The organism is Candidatus Leptofilum sp., from assembly GCF_965223525.1.
Taxonomy (GTDB): Bacteria; Chloroflexota; Anaerolineae; order Promineifilales; family Promineifilaceae; genus Leptofilum.
The window spans coordinates 15,608-30,901 of the sequence record NZ_CBDCWX010000004.1 but is presented as its reverse complement, the minus strand read 5'-3'; the positions used below and the strand labels follow the sequence as shown (position 1 = coordinate 30,901).

12 protein-coding genes are annotated in these 15,294 nt (G+C 50.8%); 5 read left to right on the top strand and 7 right to left on the bottom strand.

The features are described from left to right. Positions 1 to 13: 13 nt before the first annotated feature. Entirely contained in the window at positions 14 to 1,063 is a 1,050-nt protein-coding gene (locus ACOQPM_RS00225; RefSeq protein ID WP_420627206.1) for a DUF4331 family protein, read from the bottom strand. A gap of 590 nt (positions 1,064 to 1,653) precedes the next feature. Between ACOQPM_RS00225 and ACOQPM_RS00220 the strand changes: the two genes are divergently transcribed. Beyond that, positions 1,654 to 2,688, top strand: a complete 1,035-nt coding sequence (locus ACOQPM_RS00220; protein WP_420627205.1) for a DNA cytosine methyltransferase — start codon at positions 1,654 to 1,656, stop codon at positions 2,686 to 2,688. A 2-nt stretch (positions 2,689 to 2,690) separates the two neighbouring features. Further along, positions 2,691 to 3,737: a BsuBI/PstI family type II restriction endonuclease gene (locus ACOQPM_RS00215; RefSeq protein WP_420627204.1), complete on the top strand. Its 1,047-nt coding sequence runs from the start codon at positions 2,691 to 2,693 to the stop codon at positions 3,735 to 3,737. A gap of 79 nt (positions 3,738 to 3,816) precedes the next feature. Here ACOQPM_RS00215 and ACOQPM_RS00210 read toward each other — a convergent pair whose 3' ends face one another. Beyond that, entirely contained in the window at positions 3,817 to 4,713 is an 897-nt protein-coding gene (locus ACOQPM_RS00210) for an anti-sigma factor (RefSeq protein WP_420627203.1), read from the bottom strand. Then, positions 4,710 to 5,276, bottom strand: a complete 567-nt coding sequence (locus ACOQPM_RS00205) for an RNA polymerase sigma factor (protein WP_420627202.1) — start codon at positions 5,274 to 5,276, stop codon at positions 4,710 to 4,712. The genes ACOQPM_RS00210 and ACOQPM_RS00205 overlap by 4 nt, the downstream gene beginning before the upstream one ends. A gap of 172 nt (positions 5,277 to 5,448) precedes the next feature. On the opposite strand from ACOQPM_RS00205, the gene ACOQPM_RS00200 reads away from it, so the two are divergent. After that, positions 5,449 to 6,018, top strand: coding sequence for a hypothetical protein (locus tag ACOQPM_RS00200; RefSeq protein ID WP_420627201.1), 570 nt, complete (start codon positions 5,449 to 5,451; stop codon positions 6,016 to 6,018). Positions 6,019 to 6,054: 36 nt separating this feature from the next. Here the strand turns inward: ACOQPM_RS00200 and aspS are convergent, their stop codons facing one another. Further along, a complete protein-coding gene (gene aspS, locus ACOQPM_RS00195) occupies positions 6,055 to 7,842 on the bottom strand; it encodes an aspartate--tRNA ligase (RefSeq protein WP_420627200.1) in 1,788 nt (595 codons plus the stop codon). A gap of 212 nt (positions 7,843 to 8,054) precedes the next feature. On the opposite strand from aspS, the gene ACOQPM_RS00190 reads away from it, so the two are divergent. Further along, positions 8,055 to 9,560, top strand: coding sequence for a glycosyltransferase family 39 protein (locus ACOQPM_RS00190; RefSeq protein WP_420627199.1), 1,506 nt, complete (start codon positions 8,055 to 8,057; stop codon positions 9,558 to 9,560). Positions 9,561 to 9,702: 142 nt separating this feature from the next. On the opposite strand, the gene ACOQPM_RS00185 is transcribed toward ACOQPM_RS00190, so the two are convergent. After that, on the bottom strand, positions 9,703 to 10,272 hold the full coding sequence (locus tag ACOQPM_RS00185; protein WP_420627198.1) for a TetR/AcrR family transcriptional regulator: 570 nt from the start codon (positions 10,270 to 10,272) through the stop codon (positions 9,703 to 9,705). 151 nt (positions 10,273 to 10,423) lie between these two features. Here ACOQPM_RS00185 and ACOQPM_RS00180 point away from each other — a divergent pair, with 151 nt between their 5' ends. Beyond that, positions 10,424 to 11,833 carry a cytochrome P450 gene (locus ACOQPM_RS00180; protein ID WP_420627197.1) on the top strand — a complete coding sequence of 470 codons (1,410 nt, stop codon included), beginning with the start codon at positions 10,424 to 10,426 and terminating at the stop codon, positions 11,831 to 11,833. A gap of 153 nt (positions 11,834 to 11,986) precedes the next feature. On the opposite strand, the gene ACOQPM_RS00175 is transcribed toward ACOQPM_RS00180, so the two are convergent. Next, positions 11,987 to 12,517, bottom strand: coding sequence for a hypothetical protein (locus tag ACOQPM_RS00175; RefSeq protein ID WP_420627196.1), 531 nt, complete (start codon positions 12,515 to 12,517; stop codon positions 11,987 to 11,989). 135 nt (positions 12,518 to 12,652) lie between these two features. Continuing rightward, positions 12,653 to 15,127, bottom strand: a complete 2,475-nt coding sequence (locus ACOQPM_RS00170) for a COR domain-containing protein (RefSeq protein WP_420627195.1) — start codon at positions 15,125 to 15,127, stop codon at positions 12,653 to 12,655. Positions 15,128 to 15,294 lie beyond the last annotated feature (167 nt).

The window sequence follows — 15,294 nt, the reverse complement described above, 5'->3', positions numbered from 1 at the left end:
AAGTAGATTATTCTTAGTGCGCCGGAGCCAGGTACGGGAAGCTGGTCAGGAAGGGCACATCATTGGCGTCCACACAGTCGCTGGTGAGGACGGGGGAACCATTTGCCCCCAAACCGCCCGTGACGACGAACAGTTCAAAGTCAATCACGTCTTCGGCTAGCTGACGGCCGTTCAGCGGCGCAGTTGTGAAACCAGCAGTGGAAGTGGTGTCCAGCGTCAGCACGTCGGGCAGCAGCAGGCTGGTGACAAATTCCGCTTCGGCTTCGGTGTAGCCAGAGCCATCTAAACCGCTGAGGAAGAGCAGATTGGCTTCAAATTCGTCAGACCACGCCGCCACATCGCCAGCAGGATTGGTGGCGTTGTAGGCATCTTTGTTGCCAGAGCCGATGAGAACCGTGTTCAGCGCGGGTTTGCCCATGCGGTCAATCATGCCGTTGCGGTCAGCGGTGCGTGCCCAGATGTTAATGCTGTCGGAAGCGGCCGTTAGGTGGCTGCTGGGAACTTCTAGCACGATGGCAGTAACGTTGGCGCCAGCAAAGAAGTCGTTCTCATTGCCGTCGCAGAAGGTGCGGCTGCCGCCTGCGCCCAAAACCTGATCCTGGAAAGCAACTAGGTCAAAGAAGAAGGGATCGTCACGCAAGCCCACAAACAGGGAGCCACCCCCAGAAACCGGGATTGTAGACTCAGCCGAGCCGCGCGCAATGCGGGGAACCAAAGCACCGACGTCGTAAAGGTTGATGGTTTGGCTGCCGCTGCCGCTAGCCTGAACGCGGTAAACGATGTCTTCGACAAAGTCGCCATCGTTATCAATGAGGAATTCATACGGGCTGTTTGGCCGCAAATCGGTGCCGTTCAGCACGCCAGCCAGGGGGTTGACGGTCATCACCATAACGGTGTTGTCGCCGTTGATGAAGGCGTAGATGTCGTTGATGTCGGTACGGCCGTCTGCCTGAATCAGCGGCGCATCCAAATGGTCAGCCGCGCCAATGGTGGTGGCCGAAAGCCCTACAATCATGGCAGCAGCCACCAACAGTAAAAGTGCGATATTACGAATCTTTTTCATCTTGTTTTGCTCCTTAAATCATGTGAATTAGTAAAAATTTACAGCCTGAACAAAGGTGGGTAGGTCTAGATCATTTGCAACCTCCTCAACTTGGGATTTGATGCTAAGTACACATCAGATTTGTTTTTGCATTCATCGCCGGGAATCTGCGTTGGGGAAATTTGGCGATTCATTGGGGAGTACGCAGCGGGGCTAGTTTTGCATTCAATTTGCTTTTGCCAAGCTGCGCGACGCAAAAAAAGCCCCTCGAACGAGGAGCTTGCTGACAACTGATTCGTTTCTGCCAGCTCAAAAGTTTTCTGTCTCCCTCCCCATCAGCAACTGCAATACAGTTACCAATGTTTCATCCTACAACCGTGTCTTGTCACCCTGCCTAATCTAGAGTAAAACCTACTGACGATAATTTCAAAAATTATTTTCTACTTACTATAGTGCTGTAGTGGAGACAACGTCCGACTATAGTAGCGCGGTATAATTAATAGTTATGCCGCTATTAACACCACAATTGATGTATAGTCTTAACAATGGTAATATAGAGCATAAGTTCTACTATAAGAAGCGATTAATGTTTGCGTCTGGATTTTAGTTCAATGAATTATGTAGCCGAAATAAATGATAAGCTTAAACCTACTAAGAATTCTATTGCTATCGCTCTGGATTTGTTTGCTGGAGCAGGTGGTCTTGGATTAGGGTTTGAGGCAAATGGATTTAGGACGACTGGATTCGAGCAAGAATCCGACTATTGTCTGACCTACAAGCACAATCTGAATGCGAATTGCTTACAGGTCAGACTCAACGTGCAAACCAACTATCCCGACGCTTCGATTATAATTGGTGGTCCCCCATGCCAACCATTTAGTGTTGGTGGAAAACAGAAAGGATTAAGAGATTCACGTGATGGGTTTCCTGCATTCATAAGCGCGGTTCAGCAAGTCAAACCGGAATTGTTTTTGTTTGAAAATGTCCGCGGGATGATGTACCAGAACAAGTGGTATCTTGACGAGATCGTTAATGAGCTAGGTTCATTAGGATATATTGTTGAATACAAGCTATTCAACATGGTTAACTACGGAATTCCGCAGAACCGAAAGAGGATTATAGTAGTTGGTCACAAGGGGGGATTTGAATTTCCCCGACCTAAAAATCGAAAAGTCACATCAGGTGAGGCTCTAGGGGAACTAGCGATGCAAATACCTCATGATGCAAAATTCCTAACCAAAAGTATGGATGAATACGTAGCAAGATACGAGAAGGCCTCAAAATGCGTTCGACCACGTGATCTGCATCTTGATAAACCGTCCCGAACTCTAACCTGTAGAAATTTGGCTGGTGCCACTGGCGACATGATGCGTATTCGACTTGTAGATGGAAGAAGAAGACGCCTAACCGTTCGAGAAGCAGCAAGGTTGCAGAGTTTCCCAGATTGGTTTGAGTTCACTGGAAGTGAAACCAGCCAATTTAATCAGATCGGAAATGCAGTTCCCCCTTTATTTGCTTATTATCTTGCGGCTTCAGTGCGAGATTACATTTCGAATTCCAAAAGTCGCAAGTCGGGTGCTGAGATTGAACGCCTTAACGCTTCGAAGCTCCGACCAAAACAATTGTCCTTATTCGGAGTTCCATAGTTGTGAAAAAGCCATACCTCGTCACAAAAGCCGAAGCTCTCGTTTTGGGGAAAAGGCGTCCCGCTTACCATACGTTTGAATCCAAACCACAATACATTCAGTCATTAATTAACCAAGCAATCCACTTGCTAGACAGTTTCGGGATACCAGTTAATGATAAATCTCCCAGAAACCTAGAACGAATGGCTTTGGCATTTTTGGCACTTTGTGATGTGAGGAGGAGTGATGAGTGGCAAAATGCGAAATCGCTTCGAGATTCGTACTTTCTCAAAACCCGTGATGTGATTGATTTTGTTAACAAACATTTCGGCGAAAGTATCTCACGTGGTTCATATGATGATATTCGCCGAAAGGACTTGAAACATCCGATCCTTGCAAGCATCGTTGTGCCAGCATTTCCAGAGTCAGCGAAGAATGATCCCAAACGCGCTTGGGCAATTAACGAGGAATACATTGAGCTTATTCGCTCCTATAATTCTACTGATTGGGCAAGTAGATTAGAAACGTTCCTTGTCGGAAGACAAACCTTGCGAGATCAGCTAATGGGGAACAGGTCAATACCCAAAATACCTATAGCATTGCCATCGGGGGTAAAGCTGGAGTTTGGTGTAGGTGAACACAATCTTCTTCAGAAAGCAATCATTGAAGAGTTTCTGCCGCGTTATGGGTATGGTGCGCGTGTGATTTATATAGGCGATGCGGAAGATAAGTTTCTTCATTATGATCAGACTACGGCAAGTGGTCTTGGTCTCTCAAAATTAGCTCATGCTGAGTTACCTGATGTGGTCGCGTTTTCCAGGCAAAAGAATTGGTTGTTCTTGATTGAAGCAGTGCATTCGTCCGGTCCCATCAGTCCAGAGAGAATAATTGTTCTTCAATCGTTTGTTAAGAATTGTCCAGCACCAATTGTTTATGTGACAGCATTTTTGGATCGTGCCACATTTAGGAAATTTCTACCTGACATTGCTTGGGAAACGGAAGTGTGGATTGCTTCTGAGCCAGATCACATGATCCATTTTGATGGTGACAAGTTCCTCGGCCCATACTAACCATCAACGGGACGGCATAACATGGCTTCCAGCCGACGCGGGGCGCGGCTGAAGCTAGCGTTAGAATAGTTTATAGGTTTTATGAAGATGGGGATCCAAGCAGGATGATTTGGTCGGGGGTGGGCTGGTCGCTGCCGCCTGCTGGCTCAATGGAGACACCGATGGCATCAAAGGAAGCGGCTAATGCGCCATCAATTTGATGAACGATACGGCCGTCTTCATCCACATTGAAAATCCCTGCGCTCATTGGCAGATCCCCCTGAATAATCCACAACTGGTAAACCTGATCTGCACCTAGCTGGGGCAAATTTGCGGTAACAAAGGTAGCGGTGGTTGCCTCTGGCGCAACCGTCAGCGTGGCGTGGGCGGTGGGATGCTCACCCGTAATGTCGCCAATGGCAATGGTGCTGGTGCCGGGCTGTTGGTAAGCGGCCAAAATCTCTTCCTGGGCTTGTAGCTGCTGCTGGAGCAGGTCATTTTGTATTTGCAGTTGGTTGTTATCTAACTGCAAGGTTCCCAGTTCTGTTTGCAAGCTGTCTGTCTCCAAAGTGAGGTCGGCAACTTGATTTTGGAGCTGGTTAAGCTGCTGGCTTAAGCTGATTGCCCAAACGAACAGGAGGACGGCAGCGAGGGCGGCCGTTCCAGCCAGCGCGGGCATGGCAAAACTTTGGCGGAATTTGTCCCACCAGGAAAGTTGTGGCGGGGACGGCCGTTTCACAACTGGTTTGGGCGTAGGGACAGTAGCTGCACGGGGATCGGCCTGCACCCGCGCCATCAAATTGGCTTTGATGTTGGGTGAAGGCGCTACAGGTTCGACGGCGTTTGGGAGGGAAGCGGCCGTTTCTTGTAGGGCAGCCAGCCGTGCTTTGGCCTCTGGATCGGCAGCAATGTACGCCTCAACCTCTGCTTTTTCCTCGTCGGTTAACGCGCCCAGGGCATAAAATGGGAATAGTTCTTCTTCGATTTGTCTGTTCATGATTCCATACCTGCCGCTGCCAATGCCGAGCGTAGCTTCTGCAAACCTAGTCTGGCTCTGGTGTGAACCGTCCCCAGCGGTTTATCAATTGCCTGGGCAATCTCCTTGCGAGTTAAGCCCTTGAAGTAGGCCAGTTCAATCACCTGATACTGTTCTGGCGTCAACGCAGCCAGTGCCGAGCGCACCCGCGCCTGTTCAATCCGCAAATCGGCCGTTGCTACCACATCGGCATCGTCTGGCTCCCGCAACATTTTTTCCTCTTCGGCTTCGCTGCTTGCCGCTTCTGGGCGCACCTTTTGCCGCCGCGTGTGATCAATGGCCAGTCGGCGGCCAATGCTGTACATCCAGGTACTGAATTTTCCCTGCGCGGAATCAAACGTGGCGGCCTTGTCCCAAACGCGCCAAAAGGTTTCCTGCACAATTTCCTCGGCAACGGCCCGCTGCTGCACAATGCGTAAAACCACCCCCAGCAAAATGGGAGCGTATCGATCATACAGGGTTTCCAGGGCGTGGCTGTCCCCAGCCGCCGCCTGCGCCATCAGCGTTTCATCAGCGACATTCATTTTTATTTTGACCTCACCGACGGCGAATTGAAGCTGTGAGCATGGGTCAAGTTTCCTTTGTTTTGGTAATACGCAGGCAAATGCGTTTTGAATCTATGCGATGACAATGAATGCAAGACGGCCGTTCCTACGTACACCAAATAAATCACACCTTTTCACAAGGAGCGCAGCTATGGTACTCAACTTATCCAAAACCCACAAAAACGGTAGCGAGGCCGCAAACCGTGCCGCCTCCATGCCCGCTGGCCCAATAATCTATCGTGAAGACGGAGCCATTGATTGGGGCAATATGTGGGATTCATTCTGCGTCCTGGCGCTAGATGGCGGGCCGCCGCACCGGGGCGACTTTTTGCGTGCGCCACAAAACCCAGACGTGAACAGCGAGGCGTACCAGTTTGCCGTGAGCGAAATTGCACGGGGTATTTGGGAGGTAGCAGCGATGACTGCCGTTCCAGCCGAACCGGGCTGGCTACAAATTGACTGCGCCTCGGCAGGGCAAGCCCGCTGGCTGGCAGAGGCCATCGTAGAAGAAAATGTGCAGGCACGGCATGAAGGCAGCCTTCTCTACGTACCTGTTGGGGATGCGTTTCGTCTGAAGAAAGAGATCAAGAATGTGATTACGGCCGTTGCCAAAACCACTCATTACTGGCAAGAGCATTTAGCCATAGAAGTTAAGCAAGCACTGGCTTTCCAGGACAAACTTGGGAGCATCTGGCGAACAATCCAGAGATGGCACAAATAAAAAAGGGCGGCTGTGGAGCCGCCCCTTCTGGTTCGTTTACGCCTTTTTCTCTTTTTCTTTGATCGCCAATGTGATGTGCAGCTCATCCAGTTGGCGTTGCACCACAGGAGACGGCGCGCTAGCCATCAGATCAGTTGCCTGAGCCGTCTTGGGGAAAGCCATCACCTCACGGATGTTGGGTTCGCCCGCCATCAGCGCCACCAGACGGTCAATGCCGGGGGCGATGCCGCCGTGCGGGGGAGCCCCATACTCAAACGCTTCTAGCATATGACCAAACTGCTCTTTGGCCTCCTCAATTGAGAAGCCGATGAGTTCCATGATTTTGCGCTGGAGCGGCCGTTCGTGAATACGAATACTGCCGCCAGCCACCTCAAAGCCGTTGCACACCAGATCATACTGTTCACTGAGAACCTGACCAGGGTCGCTATCCAGTAGCGGAATGTGCTCCCGTTTGGGCGCGGTGAACATATGGTGGCTCGGTGCGTAATGCCCCTCCTCCATCTCTTCCTCAAACAACGGGAAATCAACCACCCAGGCAAACGCCAGCGTATTTGTATCCGTCAGTCCCAGCCGATTGGCCATTTCGGTACGCATGGTGTGCAGCACCTCATGAACCACCGCTTTCTTATCGCTGGAAATCAAAATCAGGTCGCCAGGGCCTGCTTCCATTTTTTCCGTAATGGCAATAAGCTGCTCTACCGTGAAGAATTTGGCGATGGGGCCGCGCACTTCTTCTGTCTCTGGATGGATGGCCAACCAAGCCAATCCTTTGGCACCTGCCTCTCTGGCAATATTTTCCAGATCTGAAAGCTGCTTGCGACTGTAGCTGCCGCAGCCCGGCACGCAAATCGCCTTTACCGGGTTGCCAGCCGCTACGTTTTGAGCAAAGACGCGGAAGGAACTGCTGCCCACAATCTCAGAAATATCTACCAGTTCCAGGCCAAAGCGCAGGTCGGGGCGGTCTGTGCCGTAACGGTTCACCACGTCGGCGTAGCTCAAGCGGGGAAACTGTTCGTAAGCCAGCGGCACCAAGCTAGCGTGCTTCACCATTCCAACCATCAAATCTTCAATCAGGTTCAGGATGTCGTCGCGCTCGACAAAGCTCATTTCCATATCTAGCTGGGTAAATTCTGGCTGCCGATCGGCGCGTAAATCTTCATCGCGGAAGCAGCGGGCAATCTGGAAATACCGTTCGTAGCCCGCCACCATGAGGAGTTGCTTAAGCTGCTGCGGGCTTTGCGGCAAAGCGTAAAATTGACCAGGATGCACGCGGCTTGGCACTAAATAATCCCGCGCACCCTCTGGCGTGCTTTTGAACAAAATGGGGGTTTCCACTTCCAGAAAACCGCGCCGGTCTAAAAAGTCGCGGATAAATTTGATGGCTTTGTGGCGAATGACCAAATTGCGCTGCATTCGCTCACGGCGCAAATCCAGGTAGCGGTATTTCAGGCGCAAACTTTCGTCCACCACCTCATCTCGGTCAATGAGGAAGGGCGGCGTTTTGGCTGGGTTTAAAACCACAACGGAATCTGCCAGCAGCTCAATAGCACCTGTGGCTAAATTCTCATTTTCCTGACCAGACGGCCGTCTCCCCACCTCGCCCGTCACCTGAACCACATATTCACTGCGGATTTGCTCCGCCACGGCAAAGCCTTCGGCCGTGCGGCCCGAATTAACCACAACCTGCGTCTTCCCATCACGATCCCGCAAATCAATAAACACCACGCCGCCCATGTCCCGACGGCGGTTTACCCAACCAGCCAATGTAACTGTTTCACCAACGTGTTCAAGCCGCAATTCACCGCAGCTATGTGTTTTTAGCATCTTGTTTTCCTTACTTTTCTCAGAGCAGATTCCAGGCTGCTTGCCCAGCAATTTTGTATTGTGAACCGTCTCCTTGTGATTGTGAAAATTGTATCATGCCCCCAACCTGCCGACAAAGCGCATATACGAGACTTTTGAAATCTACGCTGCGTAACATGCGTGTGTAAGTTAGAATTGGAAGCCGTCACCAGTTAAGATACAGGACGTTATTTGTGGATATTTCAACAGGCAGCACAACATCTTTACGCAAAACCCAAACGGATTGGATCATCCTTGTTCTTACTGGACTGGCCATTTTGGTGCGGCTGTGGGGCATTGGCCAGCACAGCTTCTGGTTCGATGAAGCGCGCGAAGTGCTGCGGTCTCTTACGCCCTGGCCCGATGTGCTGTTCGTGACAGATGGGGCAGACCCGCCCATTTACCGCTTGCTGCTGTTTCCCATTGCCCAACTCACAGTAAATGAATTTTGGCTGCGACTTCCCTCGGCACTGTTTAGTGGGGGCGCAGTTTACTTGTCGTACATTTGGTTGGCTAAGCAAAAATTACCAACGATTGGGTTGCTCACAGCCCTGTTCATGGCCGTTTCCTCTGTGCAAATTTATTATGCTCAGGAGGTGAGCCAGTACAGCTTTGTCGTCTTTTTGGCACTGCTGCTGCTCATTTCGTTTGCTCAGGTTCGCCGTCGCGGCGCCGTGGCCGACTGGGTCATGTTGACTGTTGCCATCATTGTTTCATTGTACTCATATTACGGATTGGCCTGGCTGTTGCCCATCCTAGATTTGCATTTAATGTGGCAGCTTTGGCAGCGCAAGGATCGGGGACAGTACGGCCGTTTCTTCACAGCGCACCTCATCATTGGCCTCAGCATCGTGGTGCTTTATTTCACCCAGCTAAACATTCACATAAACCGGTTCTCCACAAACAAAGGGTTAGAACCGCTGTTTGTTGACCCCGGCTGGCTGGCCAGCGTGCGGCAATTCGACAACTACTTGCTGGATGGCTTCATCTCCTTTTTCACGGTTCCCTTTAGCAGTGTGCCAGGACAATGGATGCCGCTCATTTTTTTAGTGGTAACGGCCGTTGGCTCCATTTACCTGTGCCGCAATAACAAAAAAACGTGCCACCTCACGCTTTATTTTTGGGCCACCGTTGCTATCTTGTTCTTCGTTCGGTTTATTGGCATTTACCCCATTGGCCAACGGTACGCTCTGGCTGTGCTCCCCTTGTTTTTCATGCTGTTGGCCGCAGCGGTGATTTCCCTCAAAAGATGGCCTGTCGCGGCGTACGCTTTGGGGATTTTTCTGGTTAGCGTTCAGCTCTTTTTCTGGCCCCAAATGGCTCAGGTTAACCCCTGGCTGGCATTGCCGCGCGAGTCGCTGCGCCCGGCTGTGGCTTACTTGAACGAGCAAGCGCAGCCAGACGACCTTGTATACGTCTATTACGGGGCTGAACCCGCCTACCGGGTCTACCAAAATGACTCTCCGCTAGAGACCACATACGGCACCTGGTTTCGCCAGCTCCCCACGCCGGAGAAGCTGGCCGAAATTCAGCAGGCGATTAACAGTGCGCCTCGTTTTTGGATGGCGATGTCGCACATTCACCAGCAGGAGGATGCGGAGCTTATTCAGGCATTAGCGACGGGCACGCCCAGCTATCTTGTTGTTGATCAGTTTGAGGCGGAAAATGCGGCCGTCTTCCTTTTCGTTCGCGCGCCATGAGCTGGAAAACCTGAGCCGCTTCAAACAAATATGAATCGTTGTTTGTAGCCGCAGTTTCTTACTGCGCTCCGGTGACGCGGAAAAAATCCGCGGCTACGCACCCGACAATATTTGCTGGTTTTTACTTAGTTTGTCACAGTTCTCACGCCTGTTTAACCGGCATTGTACCTGTCACGCACAGCCGGATGGACATCTCTGCCATTTCACGGGGTGTATACGGCATATTGTTCGTCAGCCACCAAGTTACCAGTGCAAAAAGCGACCCTGCCACATGCCGCGCCATAATCTCTATGGGCAGTTGCAGTTCAATATTACCTAAACCTGCCCTGAGCTGAAGCTCGCTAAACTGGGCAATGTAATCAATTACCCGGTTGATCACGTACCCCATGCCATTTTCCCCCAGCAGTACCCTGTATAAATCTGCATGTTCTGCTACGTGAGCAAACACCATCTCATCCGCTTCTGGGTTCTCCCAGATTGGTTTATTCATTGTTTTGGCAGCAATCTGCTTCACCAGTTCATCAAAGTATCCTTCTAGGCTATCTGCCAGCAGCTTCTCTTTGCTACTGTAATGCAAATAAAAGGTGGCTCGGTTTATATCTGCCCGATCGGTAATGTCCTGAATCGTTATTTGATCCCACTTTTTTTCTTGCACCAGTTCTAGTAATGCTTCTCCCAGCAATCTGCGGGTGCGCCTTTTTCGTCTATCCATCAATGCCTTCTATGTTGTTTATGCAACGGCCGTTGATAAAACAACAGTCCATCGTAATTGGTTCTTGACAATCGCTGAATCCGATTTATGATTTTGACAACACTATATCAACTAAACAACAATTTGTCAATTATCTCAATACCGAGGAGCAATGATTATGACAATTAAACGGCCGTCTGGCCCCAAAGGCAACCTGTTGCTGGGCAACTTACCCCAGTTTAGCGAGGATGAGCCCACATTTTTGCTAGAAAATGTAAAAAAGTACGGCGACATCGTCTACTTTCGGTTGGCACATGTGCATACGTATCTGCTGGGGCATCCTGATCTCATTCGGGAAGTGCTAGTAACCCAACGCCACAAATTTGAAAAAGCACCACTGGACAAGCAAATCTTGGGCAAATTTTTGGGCAATGGCTTGCTCACCAGCGATGGTGATTTTCATCGGCGGCAGCGGCGGCTGGCGCAGCCCGCTTTTCACAGTAAGCGCATCCACAATTATGCAGAAGTGATGGTTGACTATGCGAATCAACTTATGGACGGCTGGGAAGGTAAGGCAACGGTAGATATTACCGAAGAGATGATGCACCTGACGATGCTTATCGTTTCCAAAACGTTATTCGATGCTGATGGAATTACAGGATCGGGCGATACGGCCGCAGCCATCAGCAACGCCATGCACAACCTTCAGGCCGTCTCCAACCGTGACTACCAACGCGGCTTTTCATTGCCAAACTGGGTTCCCACGGCCGACAACCGCCTACGCAACAAAGCTGCTGCCCAATTTAACCAGGTGATGGACCAGATTATTGCCGAGCGGCGCAAAACGGCCGTCAACGGGCAAGTTGCCGACACGGGAGATTTACTCTCCATGCTGATGCTTTCCGTGGACGAAGATGGCGAATTTATGGACGACAAGCAGCTACGCGACGAGGTCGCCACCCTGTTTGCCGCTGGGCACGAAACCACCTCCAATGCCCTGAGCTGGACTTGGTATTTGCTCTCGCAGCATCCTGAGGTGGAAGCCAAACTCCACGCAGAGCTAGACAGCGTGCTGGCCGGCCGTCAGCCAACGCTGGCCGATTTGCCCAACCTGCCCTACAGCTTACAAATCATCAAAGAGTCCATGCGGCTTTACCCACCGGCCTGGATTTTGAACGGCCGTCTCGCCCTGGAAGATGCAGAAATTGGCGGTTACACCATCCCCAAAGGCAGCACTGTCTTTGTGTCGCCATACGTCATGCACCATTTGCCACAATATTTCGACGATCCTGAGGCGTTCAAACCTGAGCGGTTCACGCCTCAGTTTGAAAAATCGCTGCCCAAGTTTGCCTACATGCCGTTTGGCGGCGGGGTGCGAATCTGTATCGGCAACGCCTTTGCCATGATGGAGGCGCAACTTATCCTGGCCACCATCGCCCAAAAATACCAATTGGCCCTGGCTCAAACTGACCCGGTGCGCTACAACGCGCAAATTACGCTCACCCCGGAAAATGGAATTCAGATGCAGATGACGGAACGGGAAACGGCCGTAACGCCCACCCCAGAGCGCGCCTTTGCTTGAAATATCTCGTCACGCACATTCAATTTGCGGCTATCAAACAAAAAGAGCGACATTTAATGAAAAATGCCGCTCTTTCTTTTCTAGATTTCCCGGACGGCCGCATACTCTGATATATGCTACGTTTTCTCCGGCTTGGCAACATCGTCAAAGAAGTTAGAAGATTAAAGCTAGGAAGATACTGACTAAAACCAGCGCCCCATAAAACCCCATAACCTCAGCATAACTGAGCGCTTTCCTCATAGAAACATAATTGGCGTAATCCGGGTCTTTTTTCGCGTCGTACTGGCTGCCGATGGGATCGTAGACGGTGAAGTTGGTTAGTTTGCCCATTTGGAAAGAGTCTGTCAAACGGCCGTCATTCAAAAACTGGCTAATTTTCCGTGCACGAAAACTGGAACGACGCTGTAGATAACGCCACCGACCGTCAATATACCAAAAGAGCAGCGGCAACAAAGCGGTGAAAAATAGATAGTCTCGTAAAACCGGATCGCCCAAAGCCAATAAGACGCTGCCGCCCCAAACCAAAATTGCCCAATTCTTGGTCGTTTGCGTAATTTCATCCATTCGAGCAATCGTATTTTGAATATGTTCCAGTTCGTCTTTTAAGATGGCTAATTGAAAGCTGAGGCTTTCGGTTTCGGCCTTTGTTGGTTTTGGGGCCCTCTCAAATTGTTCAGTTTCCATCAGGCGCTCTCCTGGCTTCCTCTGCCGGTACACCCCCGCTTTGGCTTGCACTGATACTATTTGTCTGGTTGCAGGTGGTGTTAATCTAATGGGGACGGGCATATCGTCAATTCAATCCCCTGCGTTAAACAGGTATCAAAGATTGTCTGAGTGAGCTTGGGTTGTCGATCCATGCGCATCACGGCCAATCCCAATCCCCTGACTGTTGCTGATGCCGCCTTCAATGTGAATATAATCGCCGCCCACGTACATTCCCTTATCTAAAGCCTGCTTCTGGGCACCCACGTCATCAATCAGGCTCCACACGTCTACCGTTTCGTAGCTGTCGTCGCATTCGGCCGTTGTTTTGCCTACCGCCAGCCGCTTTTTCAGCCGCCCAAAATCAAAGAAATAAGGGTTACCGCTCCCCTTGCACTGAGAACAGTTGCAAGGAATCAACTGCTTGATTTGCAGACGGTCAGGAAAATCACTGTGGATATTCTCAAATTCATAGCCGATTTTGGTGAGCAAATCTCGCTTTTGCCCGCCCTGAACGCGGATGGTGATTTCCCGCCGTTGGTAATGCTCGATGATTTCGGCGCGGGCATCTGCATCTTTCAGAATGACGCCCGTTTTCCACACCCAATCCTGGTTGGCGATGAGCCGATGGATGGTCACAATAAAGCGGGTCAAAATCCCTTTGGGCATGAACGCCGGATACTGGAAACGTAGCTGGAGGTTGTCATCCTCGTTCCAGGGGTAGTTGGGCTTGTTTTCGCTCAACAACTGCGGGGCGATGTAGTCGCCATCCCCTGGTAGCTGGTAGCAAAGCTGGAAGCGAATCATCAACTGCAGCAGTTCATCCCGCCAGGGCGCGTATTTTTCTTCTTGCCAGATAGTGGCCAGGTCGGCACGGCTAAACCGCCCCCGTTTGGCTTTGACAACACTGCTTTCCAGAACGGCGTAGACGGCCGCCGTGCCCCATTCCGGCTTCAAAATGAGCGTTTTGTTGAGCAATGGATCATCTTGATAATGGAGGCAAACGCCCAAATCATGCAAATAATCGCTCAGTTGCAGCTTGTCGTCGTGGCGGCGGAAGCCGTGCTGCTGGCATAAATCGAGGTACTCAGGCAGCGGCATCGTGTTGCGCGGATCCTCTTCCAGTGCGGCCCGCACCCGCACCCACGTTTTGGGCAGCGTTTGCCCCACGTGGGGCAGTTGGACAATATGATATTTGATCGCATCAATGATTTTATTTAGGCGAAGACTGTTCTCATCAGCCAGATTGACGGGGAAGACATCTTTGAGGCTGCCAAACTCGCCGCGCAGTTGATTTTCGTTGAATGGCCAGGCGCGGTTTTGCTTTTCGTTGGAGATAATGAGCGCAGGGCTATTGTCGCTGAGAAGTTCGACAACGTTGAGCCAGTAGTAAAAATCCGTTTTTTGCTCACGAGCGTCGGCAACGAGGGCGTAGAGAGAGCGGCGGGTGAGAAAGAATTTGTGGGTGGCGTGGTAAATTTCCTGCCCGCCAAAATCCCAGATGTTGACGCGGAAGTTGTTGGCAGCGGAGACATCCGATTTTTTGGAAAAATCAGATGTCTGCGGCAGTGGAAACGACCACTCGGCCACATCAATCCCTTCGGTGGAGGGTTCGGTTGGATTGACGGTATAAGCGGGGTCTTGCAATTTTTTGACCAGCGTTGTTTTGCCCGCCCCCGCTTCGCCGATGATGATCAGCTTTGCCTCGTACAGCGTGTCGTCTCCTTCTTCTGCCAACTGCTCAAAGTAAGCCCGCACTCTGTTTAAATCAACGGGTCTTTTACGGTCTAACTCTTGTAACTCCAAAACTTCTGGCGGCGGCGTTTGAATCGGGTTGTTGTGCAGGTAAAGTCGTTCAAGTTTGGGAAGGCTAAACAACCAGTCAGGAACAGCCATTAGCTTATTGTGATCCAAATACAGTGTTGTCAGGTTTTGCAGCTGGGCGATTTCTGGAGGAACGGCCGTTAACTTGTTGGTATCTAAATGCAATGTCGTCAGATTTTGTAGTTTGAAAATTTCGGGGGGAACGGCCAGCTGGTTGCGGTTCCAATCCAACGTTGTAAGGTTTTGCAATTGGCCGATTTCGGCGGGAACCGCCGTTAGCTCGGTGAAGCCTAAATACAACTCTGTCAGGTTTTGCAGCTTGCCGATTTCGGCGGGAACGGCCGTTAGCGGATTCTCGCCCAAATCCAACGCTGTCAGGTTCTGCAGTTGGCTGATTTCGGTGGGCACTATCTTCAGGTAGTTACCGAACAAATCCAAATTCCTGAGATTTTGCAGTTGGCAAATTTCTGAGGGAAAGTTTGTTAGCTCGGTTAAACTCAAATCCAACGTTGTCAGGTTCTGCAGCTTGGCTATTTCAGCAGGAACGGTCGCTAGTTGATTGCCGGACAAAATCAATGATTCCAGCCATTCCATATCAAACACAGCGCTTGGAATATCTACCAAGTAGTCTTTGTCTATTCTTAGCAAAGGAGAACTCAAATCCAACGAACGCGTGCGGCTGCGCCTGGCCTCATCAATTTTCGCACGCGCCCAAGCTGGAGTTGGGTTACCTTTATCGTCAAACTGTTGCTGAGTAACGTTTGCCATCTGTTTCCTCCTGCTGCTGCTTTGCCTCCTTTGCCCATTTTAGGCGATCCCGCCCAAATAATCGAAAATGGGCAGAAAGATGACAGTCACCTTAAAGGTGACTGTCATCTGAAATCGCACGGGGGCGGGATGACCGGAAGACAACACCTTACACCTGGCGAAGATAA